Origin of the sequence: Rhodococcus sp. USK10, assembly GCF_019378875.1 — a bacterium.
Taxonomy (GTDB): Bacteria; Actinomycetota; Actinomycetes; order Mycobacteriales; family Mycobacteriaceae; genus Rhodococcus_F; species Rhodococcus_F pseudokoreensis.
The window spans coordinates 4,114,532-4,132,848 of record NZ_CP076048.1 but is presented as its reverse complement, the minus strand read 5'-3'; the positions used below and the strand labels follow the sequence as shown (position 1 = coordinate 4,132,848).

Sequence of the window (18,317 nt, the reverse complement as noted above, 5' to 3'; positions counted from 1 at the left end):
TTCAGGACCCGATTCCTTGTTCCGTCCACACCAGCCACTTGTCGTTCACTGCACTCGTCAGGTCGATGCCGTGAATGCGGGCGAGCAACAGGGTCTGACAGAACACGTCGGAGACTTCCTGCCGGAAAGCCTCGTCCAGCTGTTCCGGCGATCGTCCCTTGTCCCGTGCCTGTCCTGTCGTCATCAGGAAGGCCTGGGTCGGCTCACCGACCTCTTCCTGCAGTTCGAGAAGAAACCAGATTGCATCACGCTCGATGCCGAACCTCGCGGCAGGTCGGCCAGCGCTTCTGTACACGCCGTTGCTCTGCCGCCTGCAGAGGTAGTGCAGGCTCGAAGATGGTCTCGCCGGTGCTCGTGGCCAGATCCGGAACGCCCACTGTCTGTGCCGCCATACGCGCAGCACCGAACGCCGAGAGATTGGTACCGCCGGAGCGGATCACTTTCCGGCGGCTTCCCCGGCGGCCCGCGTGCCCGATCGCTCTCATGAGCGGCGCAGCGCCAGCACGGGAATCGTCCGAATGCCCAGAGTTTTCTCAGCGTATCCGGCGAAGCCGGGATACCTACGAGCCTGCTCGGCGAAGATGCGATCCCGCTCGTCACCGGTCACCTCGGCGACGACGACAGGGTGCTGCTCGGTACCACGTTCGATCTCTGCCTGACCTGCGGTGACGAGGTTGTAGTACCAGTCGGGATTGGTCGGTGCGCCGGCCTTGGAAGCGAAGACATAGATCGTGTCCCGGTCTTGCTCGTCCGGTAAATACATCATCGGGCTCACCAGCTCGCGCCCGGTCTTGCGGCCCCGATGATGCACCAGCACCATCGGAGCACCCTCGAACGGGCCGCCCACTCGGCCCTGGTTAGCTCGGAATTCGGCGATGACGTTCGTGTTCCAGTCCTTGGGACTGCTCATGGTAATAACCTCTCCTCGTCCGGTGCAGGGTGCGGTCGGATTCTCTGGTCGCCCGGCGTGGTGTCGGATTCCTGTCTCACTCCGTCGGTCGGGCCGAACCTCCGCGGCTGCACGCTTGTCATCGTCAAATGTACTGACGGTCCGACTGATTCGGCTTCCGAACGCGCGCATGTGGGTCTCGAATATTCGGGCGAGCCTTGCTCACATCGCATCGACGAGGGTTTACTGCGCACAGGGGTTTGCCGATCCGGATCGGGCGAGGAGAGGAGAGGAGAACAACTCTCTTCCACTTTCAATGTATAGCGCACCCGGGGGCTTGCGGCAAGGCCCGGGTGGTGTCGCAGAATTACCGGCCTGACCCGGAACCTGCGGAAATGGGAGTCGTGAGTGCGCGCCGAAAATCTGAATCCACATCACCCAACTCGGATCGGAGCTGTTGACGTGAGACCCCTGACTGCCGGCGCTTTCGACCTTCCGGACCACCTCGCGCCCAAGGCCGACCCGGCGCTGATCGCCGGCGACGAGCGGCACTTCGCGGCGATCGAGGAGAGCCTCGAGCAGTCCATCGCCGATCTGTCCCGCCGCATCGACTCCGAGCGCAAGGCGCCCCGACGCCTGGGCCAGGAGGCGATGGAGCGGGACATGATGGTTCACGACCTGAGCGCTCAATTGCGCGCCCTGCGCCGATTCGGCCTGGACCTGTGTCTTGGGCACATCGTGGGTGCCCACGACTCCGAGCCGGTGTACATCGGACGCCTCGGTCTCATGGACGGCGCGGGCAATCAGTTGCTGGTCGACTGGCGGTCGCCCGCGGCCGAGCCGTTCTTCGGCGCCACCCACGCCAATCCGATGGGCCTGGCCAGCCGGCGCAGATACCGCTGGACCCGCGGCCGGATCAGCGACTACTGGGACGAGGTGTTCACCTCGGACGGGTTCGAAGGGAACGCTGCGCTCGACGACCAGTCCGCGTTCATCGCCAGCCTGGGCAGCAACCGGTCGGAGCGGATGCGTGACGTGCTGAGCACCATCGCGGCCGATCAGGACGCCATCATCCGCGCGGGATCCGGCGGCGCCCTCGTCGTCGACGGCGGTCCGGGTACAGGCAAGACCGTCGTCGCGCTGCACCGTGCCGCGTACCTGCTGTACTCCGACCCGCGGCTCCGTCACGGCGTGCTGTTCGTCGGCCCGCACGAGCCCTACCTGGCGTATGTCGCCGACGTGCTGCCCAGTCTCGGCGAGGAGGGTGTGCAGCTCTGCACGCTTGGGGACCTCGTCACCGAGGGTGCCACCGCCGGGATGGAGAAGGATCCGGAGGTGGCGCGGCTGAAGTCGTCGGCGGATCTGGTGAAGGCGATCGACGCGGCCGTGAAGTTCTACGAGGAGCCTCCCGCCAAGGGCATGACGGTCGCGACCGACTGGTCCGACATCTGGCTGAGCGCCGACGACTGGGCCGAGGCGTTCGAAGCGCCGGAGCCCGGGACCCCGCACAACGAAGCGCGCGAACAGATCTGGGAACTGCTGCTCACGATCCTGGTGGACAAGTACGACGGGGATGCTCCCGCGGCCCAGGTTCGGAAGTCGTTGCTGCAGAACGACGAACTGCGCGCGACCCTCGACAACGCGTGGACGATGATCGAGGCCGCCGATCTCGTCGGGGACCTGTGGTCGGTGCCCGCCTACCTGCGCAAGTGCGCGCCCTGGCTGAGCCCCGACGAGGTTCGCGCACTGCAGCGGGCGGACGCCCAGAACTGGACGGTGTCCGACCTGCCGCTCCTGGATGCGGCGCGGCAGCGGCTCGGGGACCCGGAGGCGTCGCTCCGGCAGCGCCGGTACAACGCCACCGTCGCCGCCGAACGCGCGCGGATGAGCACCGTCGTCGACGACCTCATCGCGGCCGACGACTCCGAGTTGCTCGTCATGTCGATGCTGCGTGGCCAGGACCTGCAGCAGTCCCTGGTCGACGAGACCGCCCTGCCGAGCGCCGACCCCGACCTGCTGGCCGGACCGTTCGCGCACGTCGTGGTGGACGAGGCCCAGGAACTCACGGACGCGGAGTGGCAGATGTTGCTGCTGCGCTGCCCGTCCCGCAGCTTCACCATCGTCGGCGACCGTGCCCAGGCCCGGCACGGATTCACGGAGTCGTGGCGCGAACGGCTCGCGCGGATCGGGTTGGACCGGATCGATCTGGCCGCGCTGAGCATCAACTACCGGACACCGGAAGAGGTGATGACGGAGGCCGAACCGGTGATCCGGGCCGTACTCCCGGACGCCAACGTGCCGACGTCCATCCGCAGCAGCGGCATCCCCGTCGTCCACGGCCCGGTGTCGGATCTGCGCGCGATCCTGGACACCTGGCTGGCGTCGAACACCGACGGGATCGCCTGCATCATAGGAGATCCGACGTTCCGGGCGACGTCGCGCATCCGGTCGCTGACGCCGGAGCTGGCGAAGGGGCTCGAGTTCGACCTCGTCGTGCTCGTCGACCCGGAGTCGTTCGGCGAGGGCATCGAAGGTGCCGTCGACCGCTATGTCGCCATGACCCGGGCGACCCAGCAACTCGTCGTCCTCACCAGCCGCTGACGCCGGAGACCGGATCGATCGGCGGCGGAAACGGGGTAGCCGCCGCCGAGTGCGGCCTGGGACGATGGCAGGTGCCCTACGAGAGGAGACGAACGATGACAGCGTCCGATCCACAGGTCACCACCCGCGAAGAATGGCTCGTCGCGCGGCGCGAACTGCTCGCGCAGGAGAAGGAGCTGACCCGCCACCGCGACCGGGTCAACGCCGCCCGGCGAGCGCTACCGATGGTAGAGATCACCGAGAACTACGAGTTCGACGGTCCCGGGGGCCGGGCCCGGCTGGTCGACCTGTTCGATGGCCGCGGCCAACTCCTGGTCTACCACTTCATGTTCGAACCCGACGCCGACGAGGGATGCCCGTCCTGCACATTCACGTTGGACAACGTCGGCGATCTCCACCACCTCTACGCCCGGGACACCTCGTTCGCGGCCGTGTCGCGCGCACCCTTGAACAAGCTCGAGCAGTACCGGCAGCGCATGGGCTGGCGCATCCCCTGGTACTCCTCGCTCGGGAGCGACTTCAACTACGACTTCCATGTCACCATCGACGCGTCGGTCGCGCCGGTCGAATACAACTACAAGGACGCGGCCGAGCTCGAGCGCATGGACCCGGCGTGGAGGGGCTGGTCCGGCGAGGAGCACGGTGTCAGCGCCTTTCTCCGCCAGGGCGAGCGCGTCTTCCACACCTATTCCGGCTACGCGCGCTCCACCGACATGCTCGTCGGCACCTACCACTGGCTCGACCTCACCGCCCGCGGCCGCCAGGAGGACTGGGAACCGGAACCGCGCCGCGGCGACGACCCGTTCATGAGTTGGCTGCGCCGCCACGACGAATACGAACCGGACGCCATCTCGGGAAAGAAGGTCCCCGACTGAACTACTTCAGTTCGTACCCCGCCGCCTGCAGCTCCAGATAGTCGCGCACCAGCAGGTGGGAACCGGGCGTGGACACCGCAGTCCACGGAATGTGCTTGGGCAGCTGTAGTGCCAGCGATTCGGGTACGGCTTCGCGGCACCTGATGCCCGCCCGGGCTCGCGGCGTCAGCGAGTTCCACCACGAGTCGAGCACGCACCGGCATTGGGCGAGGTATTCCGAGAGCGGCCCCTGGAGCATCGCCATCTGCGGAACCGGATCGGGTCCGCCGGTGATGCCCGCGACGCACGAGTCCCCGCACACAGCCATCACCTGCCCGATGAACTGCGGCGGCATGATGCCTTCGGGGTCTCGCAGCAGGGCGAGGCGCGCGCCGGCGGAGAGCGCTTCATACGCCGTCACGGGGTCGATGGCCTCGTCACCCATGCCACGAAGGTACCCGGCCGGGGCCGTCTCCTATCGGGAACAGTGATTTGTTCATTTCGCGGCGTAGTCACGCCAGGCGCGTTCCCATTGCCGGGTCAGGGCCGGGTAGACGAGGAGATGCCGGAACGGTGCGATGGCGGCCATGTAGAGCCGCCCGAACCGGCCGTTGGGCTTGACGAGGACGGTCATCCGCAGCCCGTAGTCTCCGTCCGCTCCCTGCACCCAGCCGAGATGCATCACGGTGTGCACGGTCTTGTTCGCCAGCTCGCGGGCGGCCTCCAGGTCGAGTTCGTAGACCGCTTTCAGCGGCATGCCCGCGTCGTCGGGGCCGCGGGGAGCGGCGCGGAGGTCGTCGGGCAGGCGGTCGCGGAGCGAGGTGACTCGTTCGCCGACGCCCGCCGACGGATCGTCCCAGCCGAACAGTTCGCCGAGCTTCCACCGGACGGCGAACAGGAACCGCACCACCCGGGGCTGTTTCGCGAGTCCGCCCGGCCCCGCATCGCGGCGAGCATTCTGGGGAAGTCGTCCGGTCCGGCGCCGGGAGTGCGGTACGACCACACGTCCTCGACGTCGAAGTCGCTGGTGAATTCGTGGATGCGCCAGGGCTGCTCGGTGTAGGTGGCCTCTGCTATTCGTGGCACTGTCGTCCCCGATCTATACGGCACCGTATATTTCATCTATACGGTACCGTACAAATTGACCGCGATCAATGGAGGTGGACCGATTCCCGCCGTCGCCCGCACCACACGAGACCGCTGGATAGAGGCCGGCCTCGACGCCCTCGCGCGGGGCGGACCGGACGCCGTCCGCATCGAGGCACTCGCCGCCGAACTCGGCGTGACGAAGGGCGGGTTCTACGGCTACTTCGACGGCAGGCCCGCGTTGCTCGCGGAAATGCTCGACGAGTGGGAACGCCGCTGCACCAAGGCCGTCATCGCCCAGGCCGACGCCGAAGGCGGCGACGCGGCCGAGCGGATCCGGCGCGTGGGTCAACTCACCTACTCGGAGGACCTGCACCGGATCGACCTCGCGATCCGGGCGTGGGCGCACCACGACCCGTCCGTCGCGGCACGCCTGCAGCGCATCGACAACGAGCGGATGCAGTTCCTGCGCACCATGTTCGGCACCTTCATCACCGACCCCGACGAGATCGAGGCGCGCAGCACCCTGATGTTCGGGCTCGCCATCGGCCGCCACTTCATCGTCGCCGACCACCCCGGATACACCAAACGCGAAGCCATCCGGCTCGCAGGGGAATTCCTCCTGCGCCCGTGACGCTCCCCTCGGCGCCGATCAGATCTCCGGCGGGGGCGGTGCCGACAGAATCATGGTCGGGTCGGTGCGCCGGAGGGCGTCGACGGCGGAGTCGCGGTCGCGGCGTTCGAGGGCGTCGACGAGATCTTCCATGACCTGGGCGAGTCCGTCCAGGTGCACGTCCGGTGCGGTGGCCTCGAGCACCGCGCGCAGGTAGGACACTCCGACGTCCATGATGCTCAGGTAGAGGGTGTCGAGGAGGATGCCCTTGCCGATGCCGGCGAGGTGGGCGTGCAGTTCCCAGCATGCCCACACGAAGTCGGACGTCGCCGCGGAGTTGCGGGCGCGGCGCACCTCCCACAGTCGCTCCGAGAACGTTTCCTGGTCGGCGAGCGTCATCTGCCGCAACGCCTCCTCGATCAGCAGGGGGGCGATCGCGTCTCGGATCTGGACGGCTTCGGCGAAGGCGGCGTGATCGCCGGCGGCGGCGCGGAACCACCCGTTCATCCGGGACAGCGGGGAGGGGTCGCAGGCGAAGATGCCGCCGCCCGGGCCCGGGCGTGAGGTGATGACGCCGCGGGCCTGCGCGAGTTTGATCGCCTCGTTCATGGTCCCGACCGAGAACCCGCAGATCTTCCGGAGATCGTCCTTGCTTCCGATGCGTTCACCGGCCAGTGCGCCGGCGGCGAGGCGGGCGATCTGACCGGCGGCCTGCTCCGCGCGCGAACCGCCGAGCGACACCTTGGATGGGAGATTCGCTGGGTGAGGCCACATTTCGCGCGAGTAGGCGGGGCCCTCGAAGTCCGCGACTTCGGGGGCGAGAACGTCCTCGTCGCCGTCGGTGCCGCTCATCGGTCTCCTCTCCGTTCGTGGGGGTCAGTATTGCATCGCTCTTGACAAGTGACCGCCTTCACATCACTCTATCAATTAATCATGATTATTTCTCGCCGCTCAGGTGCACGCGAACCGGCGACTCCCCCAGAAGCCTCACCAACCGAAGGACACACCATGACGATCACCGACACCGCCCCGCACACGACGTCGCCGGTTTCCGAGCGGGAACGCCTGGTCACCGCCGCGCGGGGGCTCGGCCCCCTGCTCCGCGAGAACGCGGCGCGCGCCGAGGCGGACCGCCGCGTACCGGAGGAGAACATCGCGGCGCTGCGCGAAGCCGGCCTGTTCGACATCACCAAACCCGCACGCTTCGGCGGGGCGCAGGAGGACTTCCGCACGTTCCTGGAGGTGTCGCTGGAACTCGGCCGGTCGTGCGGGTCCACGGCGTGGGTCACCACGCTGAGCAACGTGACGTCCTTCTTCGTCGGCGCCTATCCCGAGTCGGTGCAGCAGGACGTGCTCGGAGCGGATCCGCGCATCGCCACGTGCGGCGTGTTCACGCCGACCTCGACTTCGGTCCGGGTGGACGGCGGGTACCGGGTCACCGGGCGGTGGGGATTCGCGTCGGCGTCGCACCACGCGAGCTGGGCCAATGTCGGTATCCCCCTGACCAATGCCGACGGTGACGCCGTCGGGGCGGCGTCGGCGTGGATACCGATGACCGATCTGTCGATCGACAACACCTGGTACGTCGCGGGCATGTCCGGTTCCGGCAGCGACACCCTCGTCGCCGACGACGTCTTCGTCCCCGACGCCCGGATCCTGTCGGTCACCGACATGATGGAGGGGCGCACCGCCTCGGAGTTCCAGGACGAAACCCTGTACCACTCCTCGCTGGTTCCCGTCTTGGCCCTGGTGCTGGTCGGGCCCGTGCTGGGCATGGCTGAAGGCGCCTACGACGCGGTGCTGTCGACGCTGCAGAAGAACAAGCCGATCGCGTACTCGTACTACCAGCGGTCGATCGACGCACCCTCCACCCAACTGAATATGGCCGTTGCTCGCTCGCTGATCGATCAGGCCCGCCTGCTCGCGTTCCGCGGCGCAGACGAGATCGACGCCGCGGCCGCCGCAGGCCGGCAGATGCCGGTCGTCGAACGGGCACGGGCGCGGATGGACGCCGCGCAGGCGGCGAACCTGTGTCGCGAGGCGGTCGAACTTCTGCTCAACGTCAGCGGCGCCGGCAGCTTCGCGCAGGTCAACCCGCTGCAGCGGATCTGGCGCGACCTGGAAACCAGCTCTCGGCACGCCTTCATCAACCTGAACATCAACCAGGAGATCTACGGGCGCGCCCTGCTCGGCATCGACGAACAGGTATCCCCCTTCGTCTGAGTCCTCCCAGACACCATCCGGCACAAGGAATTCCCATGACACTGACACTCGAGCCCGCCTCACCCCGGATCGGCGCCTCCGAGGGCGACGCTCTCCGGCAACTCGCGCAGGGACTCCCGATCGCCCTCTCCGATGCCGCGGCGGGACGCGGATTCCTCGTCGTCGCCGCGGAACGGGCGTCCACCGCATCGGTGGCCTTCGCGATCCGTCACTCGTCCGGATTCCTGCAGATCGCGCTCTCTCGCCACCGGTGCGAGCAGTTGCTGCTTCCCCCGATGGACCCGTTCGAGGGCAGCGGCGATCGGATGTGTGTCGGCGTGGACGCCGTCCGCGGAACCGGAACCGGGATCTCCGCCGCAGACCGCGCCACCACGGCCCGCGCGCTGGTGGGTGCGGCGGCCCAGCCCGGTGACTTCACCAGACCCGGCCACCTCGTCCCGGTCTGCGTGGACCGCGCGGACGGCGCCCGTCCCGCCACGGCCGCGGCGATCGCACTGGACCTCTCCCGGCGAGCCGGGCTGCGGCCCGGAGCCCTGCTCGCCGAGTTGGTCGGACTGGCCGATCCCACCCGGATGATCAGCCGCCCCGAGTCCCTGGCGTTCGCCGACACCCACCACCTGCCCCTGCTCTCCGTTCACTGAACGGCCGCCCAGATCCGAAAAGGTGTTTCTCCCATGCCACTACACACCCTCACCCGCGTCACGATCGGCGTTCCGAACGTCGCCGAGACCGCTGCGTTCTACGACGATTTCGGTCTGACCCGCACCGCCCCGGCCGCCGGCGAGTCCGGCCGGACCGAGGCGGTCTCCTTCGCCACCCTCGACGGCGGCGACCAACTCGAACTGGTCCCCGTGCCCGACCGCCGCCGGCTGATCGGACTCGACGTCGCGGTCGACAACGCCGACGACCTGGACCGCATCACGCACAACCTGCAGCGACTGGACCTGCACCCGACCCGTTCCGAGACCGAACTGTCCGTCGTCGACCCCGGCACCGACGTCCGGGTCCGGGTGGCGATCGGCTCCCGAATCATCCAGACCCCGTTCGCTCTTCCCGCATACAACCTGCCCGGCAACATCGGACGCGACGCCGCCCGCGCCGACGCGATCGAGCGGACCGGCCGGGTCCGCCCCCGCAAACTCGGGCACGTCGTCATCGGCTCCACCGATCAGCCGGCGAGCGAACGGTTCTTCACCGAGGGCATCGGATTCAAGGTCAGCGACCGGGTTCCCGGCATGGCCGCGTTCCTGCGGTGCTCGACCGACCACCACAACGTCCTGGTGCAGGCGGCCCCGGTGACGATGCTCCACCACACCAGCTGGCAGGTCGACGACGTCGACGAGGTCGGCCGCGGCGCCACCACCATGCTGGACAAGGACCCGCAGCGCCACGTCTGGGGCCTCGGCCGCCACCACATCGGTTCCAACTTCTTCTGGTATCTGAAGGACCCCGCCGGGAATTTCAGCGAGTACTACTCCGACCTCGACTGCATCGTCGACGACCAGCTGTGGACGCCGCGGGACTGGGAAGGCGCACGTGCCCTGTACAACTGGGGACCGCCGCCCCCGCCGTCGTTCCTCGCGCCCGAAGACCTCGCCGAACTGATGACCGGAGTACACGGATGATTCCCGTACAGCCCACGGAAGAGAGGAACAGTCCGATGGACGCACACCAGTTCAAGAACTCCATGGCCACGGTCACCGGGCCCGTCGCCGTCGTCACCGCCCACCGCGACGGCATCCCGCACGGCACCACGGTCAGCTCACTCGCCTCCCTGAGCATGTCGCCGGCGATGATCACCGTCGCCCTCGACAACGGATCGGCGCTGCTCGCCATCGTGCGGGAGACCGGTACGTTCGGCGTCAACGTCCTCGCCGCCGGACAGCACGAGGCCGCCACCCGCTTCGCGAGCCGACACGACGACCGGTTCGCCGGTGTGGCATGGGAATTCGCCGACGGGCTGCCGCATCTCACCGGCAGCAGCGCGTGGCTGCGGTGCGACGTGACCGCGGAAATCCCGGGCGGCGACCACACCCTGCTCCTCGGAACGGTCCGCGACTGCTCGGCCACCGACGCCACGCCGCTGGTGTACAGCAGGCGGACCTTCGGCACCCACGCGGCACTGCCGGCGCTCGCGGGGGCCGCGTCATGACCGCGCGAGCCACGTGCCGGACGGCCCTGACCGGTGTCCGGGTCTTCGACGGGCACAGGCTGTCCGAGCCACGCACCGTCGTCGTCGACGGCGCGGTGATCGGCACCGACCCGGCCGGCGCCCGGATCGTCGACGCCGACGGGGCGGTGCTGTTGCCCGGGCTGATCGATGCCCACATCCACCTGCACGGACTCGACACCCTCGAACAGCTGTGCTCGTGGGGAGTGACCACCGGACTGGACATGGCCACCTGGCCGGCGTCGCTGGTGTCCTCACTGCGCGGCGTCGACGGGCTCACCGACATCCGCAGTCCGGGTATCCCGGTGATAGGTCCGGCCGGTCCGCACTCCCACTTCGGGATGCCCGCCGAGGCCCTCGTGCCCGACGGGGACGCCGCCGACCGGTTCGTCGCGGCACGAGTGGCGGAGGGAGCCGACTACGTCAAGATCGTCCTCGAAGCCCCCGGCGACGGTGGCCCCGACCCGGAGGTCGCGCGCGCCGTCGTGGAGGCCGCGCACCGTCTCGGTAAACTGGTTGTCGCACATGCATCCTCGACGGGAGCCTACGAATTGGCGCTCGACGTGGGTGCCGACGTCCTCACCCACATCCCGAACGGGGAACCGCTCGGCGACGACGTCGTGGCCCGGATGGTGAGTGGGCGCCGCGTCGCAGTGCCGACCCTGTCGATGATGCAGGCCCTCGCGACGCTGCGCGGGAATCCCGACGCGTTCACCGCCGCGTCCACCAGCGTGGCCGCTCTCCACCGGGCCGGTGTGCCCGTGCTGGCCGGCACGGACGCCGCGCTGCAACCCGGCCTGCCCCAACTCGTCACGCACGGCGAAAGCCTGCACCACGAACTCGAACTGCTCGTCGCCGCAGGCCTGTCGACGGTGGACGCGTTGCGTGCGGCGACGGTCCTGCCCGCCCGCCACTTCGGTCTCGACGACCGCGGGGCCGTCGAACCCGGTCTGCGTGCCGACCTGATCCTCGTCGACGGCGACCCCCTCGCCGACATCCGTGCCACCCGCAACATCGAACGAATCTGGTGCGGCGGTGTCGAACAAACCCCGGCCCATAGTGCCGCAACCGATGGGAGTACCCGTGCCTGACCCCTCGGACACTGCCGCGGTGATCGACGTCGTCCTCCGCGAGCGAGCCGGGCGCGACACCGCGCAATGGGACCGGATGCGTTCGGCATTCGCCCCCGACTCCCACGTCAGCCTCAGCTGGTTCACCGGAACCGGCGCCGAATTCGTCGACGCCTCGAAAACCATGCACGACCGGGGCAGCCGCGGCTTCCACATGGTCGGTGCGCCCAGCGTCGACATCGTCGGCGACCAGGCACTCGCGCACGAGGGAACCACGGTGCACGCGCGCGGAACCCTCGCCGGCGTCGAGCTGGACATCGCCTCGCACGGCCGGCTCTACCAGCGGCTGATCAAGACCGACGGGACTTGGCGCATCACCGATCTCACGATGCTCTACTACAAGGACGTCGTCTCCCCGGTGGACCCGGCCGCAGACGTGACCGCGTTGGCGGGCGTCGAGTTCCCCGTCGACCGCCCGTACAAATACCTCGCCGCGATCCTCGACGCCGCCGGATACACCATCGGCCCCGATCTGCCGGGCCCGGACCGCCCCGCGCTCGTCGACCAGTACCTTGCGGCCCACCACACTTGGCTTCACGAACCCCAGGGATAGGACCCCATGACCACCACTCCACGCATCGCACGCTTCGTCGCGGGAGTCGGCCTCGGAGGCCTGGGCCCGGCGGCCATCGCACTGACGATGAGCGTCGCACCGCACGACAAGCGGAACTTCCTCAACGGGGTGATGCTGACCGGACTTCCGGTCGGCGGCATCGTGGCGGCGCTCAGCGCGCTGGCCTTCCTCGAGGGCGGCGGCTGGCGGGCGGTGTTCCTCGTCGGTGGGGTGATCCCGCTGCTGGCCGTCGTGCCGATCGGCGCGGCGAAGCTGCGGACGTGGGCGCCGGACGGCGCCGTCGCGACCACCGCGTCCCGGCGGAACGTGGGCGTCTCGCTGCGCACGCTGCTCGGTGACGGTGGCGCACGGGCCCTCGCCGGTTTCGTCGTGGTCACCGGTTGCTGCCAGGTCCTGTCCTACGGACTGCTCACCTGGTTACCGCAGATCATGAAGTCGTCCGGGTACTCCCTCGGCTCGTCGCTGGTGTTCGTGATCGTCTTCAGCATCGGGGCGATGGCTGGCAGCGCGTCCGGTTCCCGGGCCGCGGACCAGATAGGCGGGCGCCGCGTCACCATCGCAGGCTTCGCGATCGGCGGCGTGTGCGGGCCGATTCTCGGCGGAGTTCTCGCGGGACTCCCTGCACTGGTGAACTTCTCGGTGTTCGCGGGCATCGCCGCGTTCGCGTCGCTGCTCAGTCTCGCCGTTCTCACCAGCCGACACCACGAGCCCGCGCCGATTAACACGACCGTACCGGTCTGAGAACCCCCCTTCCCGAAAACTACGCAAGGAGTACAGACATGAGGATCGCCAACATCGACGGACGGCTCGCCCTCGCGGCCGGGACCGGCTATATCGACGTCGAACAGGCCAGTGGCGGCGCGTTCGGAGCAGACCCGCAGGCCGTCTACGACGTCTGGGCTGAGTTCACGAACTGGGCGGCACGCCTGGACACCAGCGGCCACCCGGTGATCGGGGTGACCGAACAGACGCTGTGGGGTCCGCCGGTGCCCCGGCCGCGGCAGGTGTTCGCCATCGGCCTCAACTACCACGATCACGCCGCCGAGTCGGGGCTCGAAAGTCCTGTCGTTCCCCCGGTGTTCACCAAATTCCCCACCAGCCTCACCGGACACGACCAGCCCGTCGCCCTGCCCGCCGACACCGTCGACTGGGAGGTCGAACTCGTCGCGGTCATCGGCACCCGATGCGACTACGTCGACGCCGCCGACGCGTGGGACCACATCGCCGGCATGACCGTCGGCCAGGACCTGTCCGAACGGGGGCTGCAACTGGCCGGACCGGCACCGCAGTTCTCCCTCGGCAAGTCGTACCGCGGTTTCGCGCCCACCGGACCCGAATTGGTGACCGTCGACGAACTGCCCGACCCGGACGATCTCGAGATCGGCTGCGCACTCGACGGCGGCGAGGTCCTCCAGAAGGGCCGCACCTCGGACCTGATCTTCAGCGTCCCCCAACTGGTCGCACACTTGTCGGCGGTGTGCCCGCTGCTGCCCGGCGACCTGATCTTCACCGGCACCCCCTCGGGTGTCGGCGGAGCACGCAAGCCACCGAAGTTCCTGCGGCCCGGCGACGTCCTCACCAGTTGGATCGAAGGCGTCGGGACCCTCCGCAACACCATGACCGCGCCCTGACCTCACCCACGAGCATCGCAAGGACTGGGATGAACACCCTTTCGCCCACCACCGGCACTGCGCCGGAACCGATCTGGACACCGGACCCCGAGCGGGCGGCGCGGGCACGGATCACCGAGTTCGCCGACTTCGCCGCCGCCCGCACCGGTGCGGCCTACCTGGACTACCACGACCTCTGGAACTTCTCCGTCGAGGAACCGCCCGCCTTCTGGTCGGCGGTGTGGGACTTCTTCGACATCACCGCCGACGGCGACGCGGGAGAGGTGCTTACGGATGCCGCCATGCCCGGTGCCCGGTGGTTCCCCGGGACCCGGCTGAACTACACCGAACACGCCCTGCGCCATGGTGACTCACCCGAGGCCGCGATCATCTCCATCGCCGAGGACGGCGTCACCACCGAGGTCAGCTGGACGCAACTGCGCCGGCAGGTCGCCGCCGTCGCGGCGTGGCTGCGCGAGCAGGGTGTCGGGGTGGGCGACCGTGTCGTCGGGTATCTGCCCAACACGTTCCACGCCGTCGTCGCGTTCCTGGCGACCGCCGGGATCGGAGCGGTGTGGTCCGCCTGCGGCCAGGACTACGGGGCGTCGGGTGCCGCGTCCCGGTTCGCCCAACTCGACCCGGTCATCCTCGTCGCCGCCGACGGATACCGGTGGAACGGTCGCGTTCACGACCGCCGCGGTGACGTCGCCGACCTTGTCCGGCAACTGCCCACCCTCCGCAGCACGGTGCACGTCACCGTACTCGGACTGCCTCTCGACGTCGACGACGCGCAGCACGTGCCCTGGGACGAGGTGACTGCCGTCGACGCCGAACGAGACTTCGTGCGCGTCGATTTCGATGCGCCCCTGTGGGTGCTGTTCTCCTCGGGTACGACCGGACTGCCGAAGGGGATCGTGCACGGACACGGCGGCGTGATCCTCGACCACCACAAACTGCTGGGATTGCACAACGACCTTCGGGCCGGGGAGCGGCTCTTCTGGTACACCACCCCCAACTGGATGATGTGGAACATGGTCGTCTCGGGTCTTCTGGTCGGCGCCACCATCGTCCTCTACGACGGCAGTCCCGCCCACCCGGATCCGCAGCGGCTGTGGGACATCGCCGCCGAGCACCGCGTCAGCGTCCTCGGGCTGAGTCCGGGCTACCTGCTCGGTTGCGCGAAGGCCGGTCTCGAACCCGGCCGCGACCTCGACCTGCGCGCGCTGCGACTCATCGGATCCACGGGTGCACCCCTGCCGCCGCAGTCCTATCAGTGGGTCCGCGATCACGTCGGGGACCGCGTGCAGGTCGCCTCGACCAGCGGTGGCACCGATGTCGTCAGTGGCTTCGCGGGCAGCGCCCCCACGACCGCGGTGTGGCCGGGCGAGATCTCCGCACCGCTGCTGGGGGTGGCGCTCGCCGCGTGGGATGCCGACGGCACTCCGGTCGTCGACGAGGTCGGGGAACTCGTCGTCACCACACCGATGCCGTCGATGCCGATCTACTTCTGGAACGACCCCGACGGCACGCGCTATCGCGACGCGTACTTCGGCACGTACCCCGGCGTCTGGCGACACGGGGACTGGGTCACCGTCACCGCACGCGGCAGCGTCGTCATCTCCGGCCGGTCCGATTCCACCCTCAACCGGCAGGGAGTGCGCCTGGGCAGCGCAGACATCTACGACGTCGTCGAGGATCTCCCGGAGATCCGGGAGGCGCTGGTGATCGGTGCCGAACTCGCCGACGGCGGCTACTGGATGCCGCTGTTCGTGGTCCTCGCCGACGAGACCGACCTCGACGAGGACCTTCGCGAGCGCATCGTCACCGCCGTCCGGACCCAGGCCTCTCCGCGCCACGTCCCCGACGAGATCATCGCCGTCCCCGCCATCCCGCACACCCGCACCGGCAAGAAACTCGAGGTGCCGATCAAACGGCTGCTGCAGGGCGCACCGATAGAGAAGGTCGTCGGCAGCGACACCGTCGACGACTCCGCATCCCTGCAGTACTTCACCCGGTTCGTTCCCCGAAAGGTGCAGTCGTGACTTCCGGCGCGCCGGCACTGGTCGACGTGCACGCGCATTTCGTCACCGACCGCTACGTCACCGCGGCCCGCGCCGCCGGACACCACCAGCCCGACGGCATGCCGGGCTGGCCGAGTTGGAGCGTCGCCGACCACCTCGCCCTGATGGACGAGGTCGGCATCGGCACCGCGATGCTGTCCGTGTCGTCACCCGGGACGCACTTCGGTGACGACCGCGCCGCCCGGGGCCTCACCCGCGAGGTCAACGAGTATGCCGCGGACCTCGTGCGCCGGCACCCCGGACGGTTCGGTCATTTCGCGAGCCTGCCCCTGCCCGACGTCGACGGTGTGCTTGCCGAAATCGGCTATGCGCTCGATGTTCTGGGCTCCGACGGGGTCGCGGTCGAAACGAACGCCCACGGCCTCTATCTCGGCGACACCCGGTTCGACCCGGTCTGGGCCGAACTCGACCGTCGCCGGGCCGTCGTCTTCGTGCACCCCACCTCGCCGCCTGGGTACGAGGCGGTGTCGCTGGGACGGCCCCGGCCGATGCTCGAGTTTGTCTTCGACTCCGCCCGAGCGGTTAGCGACCTGGTGTTCACCGGCGTCCTGCTGCGGTACCCGAACATCGAATGGGTCTTCACCCACGGCGGCGGCGCCCTGCCGTTGCTCGCCGACCGGATGGAACTGTTCCGTGGGCTGCTCCCGGGACACGACCCGAGTGTCCCGCCGGTGCCGGATCAGCTGCGCCGGCTGTGGTTCGACCTGGCCGGCACCCCGCTCCCTCACCAGATTCCCGCCCTGACTGCCGCATTCGGATCCGACCGTGTTCTCTACGGCAGCGACTACTGCTGGACCCCCGCATCCGAAACGGCCCGGCAGCTCGCGTCCGTCGACAGCTGGCGCGCGGTGACCACCGACAATGCCCACCGGTTGTTCCCTCGGCTCGCCGCCCACCCCTGAAAAATGAAGTGCCCGCACACGGGCGGCCGAGTAGTCTGCGTGGGCATGGCACGGGATGAGCGCGGTGTGATCGACCAGAGTGAGGACTTCGCTGCCTGGTACAACGAGGTGGTGTTCAAGGCCGGGCTCGTGGACCGCGGTCCGGCCAAGGGCACCATGGTGATCCGGCCGTACGGCTACCGGCTGTGGGAGCTGCTGCAGTCCGAACTGGACCGCCGCATCAAGGACACCGGTCACGAGAATGCATACTTCCCGTTGCTGATTCCGGAGAGTTACCTCGGCCGGGAAGCGGAACACGTCGAAGGCTTTTCCCCGGTACTGGCGGTCGTCACCCACGCCGGGGGGAAGAAACTCGAAGAACCCTTGGTGGTGCGGCCGACGTCGGAGACGATCATCGGCGAGATGATGGCCAAATGGATCAGCTCGTACCGCGACCTGCCGCTGTTGTTGAACCAGTGGGCGAACGTCGTGCGGTGGGAGCTGCGGCCACGAATGTTTCTCCGCACCACAGAATTTCTGTGGCAGGAGGGTCATACCGCGCACGCCGACGAGGCCGCCGCCCGCAGCGAGACGATGCTCGCGCTCGACCTGTATCACGAGGTGGCGCGGGAGTGGGCCGCGATTCCGGTCGTCCCGGGTGAGAAGACACCCGGTGAACGGTTCGCCGGCGCGGTGGCGACGTACACGATCGAGGGCATGATGCGGGACGGCCGGGCGCTCCAATCCGGCACGTCGCATTACATGGGCACCAACTTCGCGTCGGCGTTCGACATCCGCTACACCACTGAGGGAGGTCGAGAAAAGCTGTGTCACACGACGTCCTGGGGGATGAGCACCCGGATGATCGGGGGCATCGTCATGACCCACGGCGACGACAAGGGTCTGGTGCTGCCGCCGCGGCTGGCACCGTACCAGGTGGTGATCGTGCCGATCACCCGTGGCGGCACCCCGGCCGTCGAGGACGCGGCCGAAGACCTGGCACGCCGTCTCAGAACTGCGGGTGTGCGTACCCACGTCGATGCCCGCCCCCACCTGACCCCTGGGTACAAATACAACGAGTGGGAGTTGCGCGGGGTCCCGGTCCGGCTCGAACTCGGCCCGCGAGATCTGAAGGCGGGCACCGCGATGATGGTGAAGCGTCTCGGCGACGACGGTAAGCAGGCCGTGCCGATCGACTCCCTGCCCGACACCCTGCCGGGGGTCCTGGACGACTTCCAGGATTTTCTGCTCGCTCGTGCGACTGCGTTCCGCGACAGCCACACTCGGACAGTCGACGACTGGGAGCAGTTCGCCGACGCGGTGTCGACGGGGTGGGCACTCGCACTGCACTGCGGGAGCGCCACCTGCGAGGAAGGCATCAAGTCCCGCACCGCTGCCACCCCACGGTGTGTGCCCCGGGACGGCGAACCGGAGGCGGGGGTGTGCGTGCGGTGCGGGGCGGCGTCGGCGTACGGGAAGCGGGTGGTCTTCGGTCGCGCCTATTGAGGGGTGCCGATCAGCACCCCTCGGGGGACTATTCGCATGGCGGGCACTCGAAGGACGCTGGGGCTCGGAAAACCGACCACTCGACCGAATGGAACCCCC

At 68.6% G+C, this 18,317-nt stretch carries 18 protein-coding genes and 1 pseudogene; 14 read left to right on the top strand and 5 right to left on the bottom strand.

Features of this window, described 5'->3' with window-relative positions; translation table 11 throughout:
- Position 1: 1 nt before the first annotated feature.
- Positions 2-295 carry a pyrophosphatase gene (locus I1A62_RS25980; protein WP_219460987.1) on the bottom strand — a complete coding sequence of 98 codons (294 nt, stop codon included), beginning with the start codon at positions 293-295 and terminating at the stop codon, positions 2-4.
- Between the two features lie 186 nt (positions 296-481).
- Positions 482-910, bottom strand: coding sequence for a nitroreductase/quinone reductase family protein (locus I1A62_RS25975; protein WP_219460986.1), 429 nt, complete (start codon positions 908-910; stop codon positions 482-484).
- A gap of 441 nt (positions 911-1,351) precedes the next feature.
- On the opposite strand from I1A62_RS25975, the gene helR reads away from it, so the two are divergent.
- Both helR and I1A62_RS25965 read left to right on the top strand, forming a co-directional pair.
- Positions 1,352-3,490, top strand: coding sequence for an RNA polymerase recycling motor ATPase HelR (helR, locus tag I1A62_RS25970; protein WP_219460983.1), 2,139 nt, complete (start codon positions 1,352-1,354; stop codon positions 3,488-3,490).
- A 95-nt stretch (positions 3,491-3,585) separates the two neighbouring features.
- Positions 3,586-4,365, top strand: a complete 780-nt coding sequence (locus tag I1A62_RS25965) for a DUF899 domain-containing protein (RefSeq protein ID WP_124389539.1) — start codon at positions 3,586-3,588, stop codon at positions 4,363-4,365.
- A gap of 1 nt (position 4,366) precedes the next feature.
- Here the strand turns inward: I1A62_RS25965 and I1A62_RS25960 are convergent, their stop codons facing one another.
- Together I1A62_RS25960 and I1A62_RS25955 are read right to left on the bottom strand one after the other, a co-directional pair.
- Positions 4,367-4,789, bottom strand: a complete 423-nt coding sequence (locus I1A62_RS25960; RefSeq protein ID WP_219460981.1) for a hypothetical protein — start codon at positions 4,787-4,789, stop codon at positions 4,367-4,369.
- A 51-nt stretch (positions 4,790-4,840) separates the two neighbouring features.
- Positions 4,841-5,430 (bottom strand): annotated as a pseudogene (locus tag I1A62_RS25955) (DUF2867 domain-containing protein).
- Between I1A62_RS25955 and I1A62_RS25950 the strand changes: the two are divergent.
- Positions 5,408-6,064 carry a TetR/AcrR family transcriptional regulator gene (locus tag I1A62_RS25950; RefSeq protein ID WP_219460978.1) on the top strand — a complete coding sequence of 219 codons (657 nt, stop codon included), beginning with the start codon at positions 5,408-5,410 and terminating at the stop codon, positions 6,062-6,064. The pseudogene I1A62_RS25955 and the gene I1A62_RS25950 sit on opposite strands and share 23 nt — an antisense overlap.
- An 18-nt stretch (positions 6,065-6,082) precedes the next feature.
- On the opposite strand, the gene I1A62_RS25945 is transcribed toward I1A62_RS25950, so the two are convergent.
- The gene (locus I1A62_RS25945; RefSeq protein ID WP_257890925.1) at positions 6,083-6,895 is read right to left on the bottom strand and encodes a FadR/GntR family transcriptional regulator; all 813 of its coding nucleotides are present in this window, start codon (positions 6,893-6,895) and stop codon (positions 6,083-6,085) included.
- A 156-nt stretch (positions 6,896-7,051) separates the two neighbouring features.
- Between I1A62_RS25945 and I1A62_RS25940 the strand changes: the two genes are divergently transcribed.
- From I1A62_RS25940 to proS, 11 genes are read left to right on the top strand one after another with little or no spacing between them, the layout of a single operon-like run.
- A complete protein-coding gene (locus I1A62_RS25940) occupies positions 7,052-8,266 on the top strand; it encodes an acyl-CoA dehydrogenase family protein (protein ID WP_206008232.1) in 1,215 nt (404 codons plus the stop codon).
- A 35-nt stretch (positions 8,267-8,301) separates the two neighbouring features.
- Positions 8,302-8,907 carry a 3,4-dihydroxy-2-butanone-4-phosphate synthase gene (locus I1A62_RS25935; RefSeq protein ID WP_219460976.1) on the top strand — a complete coding sequence of 202 codons (606 nt, stop codon included), beginning with the start codon at positions 8,302-8,304 and terminating at the stop codon, positions 8,905-8,907.
- A gap of 33 nt (positions 8,908-8,940) precedes the next feature.
- On the top strand, positions 8,941-9,891 hold the full coding sequence (locus I1A62_RS25930) for a VOC family protein (RefSeq protein WP_219460973.1): 951 nt from the start codon (positions 8,941-8,943) through the stop codon (positions 9,889-9,891).
- A gap of 35 nt (positions 9,892-9,926) precedes the next feature.
- On the top strand, positions 9,927-10,418 hold the full coding sequence (locus I1A62_RS25925) for a flavin reductase family protein (protein WP_219460970.1): 492 nt from the start codon (positions 9,927-9,929) through the stop codon (positions 10,416-10,418).
- Positions 10,415-11,527, top strand: coding sequence for an amidohydrolase family protein (locus I1A62_RS25920; RefSeq protein WP_219460967.1), 1,113 nt, complete (start codon positions 10,415-10,417; stop codon positions 11,525-11,527). The genes I1A62_RS25925 and I1A62_RS25920 overlap by 4 nt, the downstream gene beginning before the upstream one ends.
- The gene (locus I1A62_RS25915) at positions 11,520-12,119 is read left to right on the top strand and encodes a nuclear transport factor 2 family protein (RefSeq protein ID WP_219460964.1); all 600 of its coding nucleotides are present in this window, start codon (positions 11,520-11,522) and stop codon (positions 12,117-12,119) included. Before I1A62_RS25920 ends, I1A62_RS25915 begins: the two co-directional genes overlap by 8 nt.
- Before the next feature lie 6 nt (positions 12,120-12,125).
- Positions 12,126-12,881 carry an MFS transporter gene (locus I1A62_RS25910; RefSeq protein ID WP_257890924.1) on the top strand — a complete coding sequence of 252 codons (756 nt, stop codon included), beginning with the start codon at positions 12,126-12,128 and terminating at the stop codon, positions 12,879-12,881.
- Between the two features lie 38 nt (positions 12,882-12,919).
- Positions 12,920-13,771, top strand: a complete 852-nt coding sequence (locus tag I1A62_RS25905; RefSeq protein WP_219460962.1) for a fumarylacetoacetate hydrolase family protein — start codon at positions 12,920-12,922, stop codon at positions 13,769-13,771.
- Between the two features lie 29 nt (positions 13,772-13,800).
- The gene (locus tag I1A62_RS25900) at positions 13,801-15,792 is read left to right on the top strand and encodes an acetoacetate--CoA ligase (RefSeq protein ID WP_219460957.1); all 1,992 of its coding nucleotides are present in this window, start codon (positions 13,801-13,803) and stop codon (positions 15,790-15,792) included.
- Entirely contained in the window at positions 15,789-16,733 is a 945-nt protein-coding gene (locus I1A62_RS25895) for an amidohydrolase family protein (protein WP_257890923.1), read from the top strand. Before I1A62_RS25900 ends, I1A62_RS25895 begins: the two co-directional genes overlap by 4 nt.
- 45 nt (positions 16,734-16,778) lie before the next feature.
- Entirely contained in the window at positions 16,779-18,218 is a 1,440-nt protein-coding gene (proS, locus tag I1A62_RS25890) for a proline--tRNA ligase (RefSeq protein ID WP_219460956.1), read from the top strand.
- Positions 18,219-18,317 lie beyond the last annotated feature (99 nt).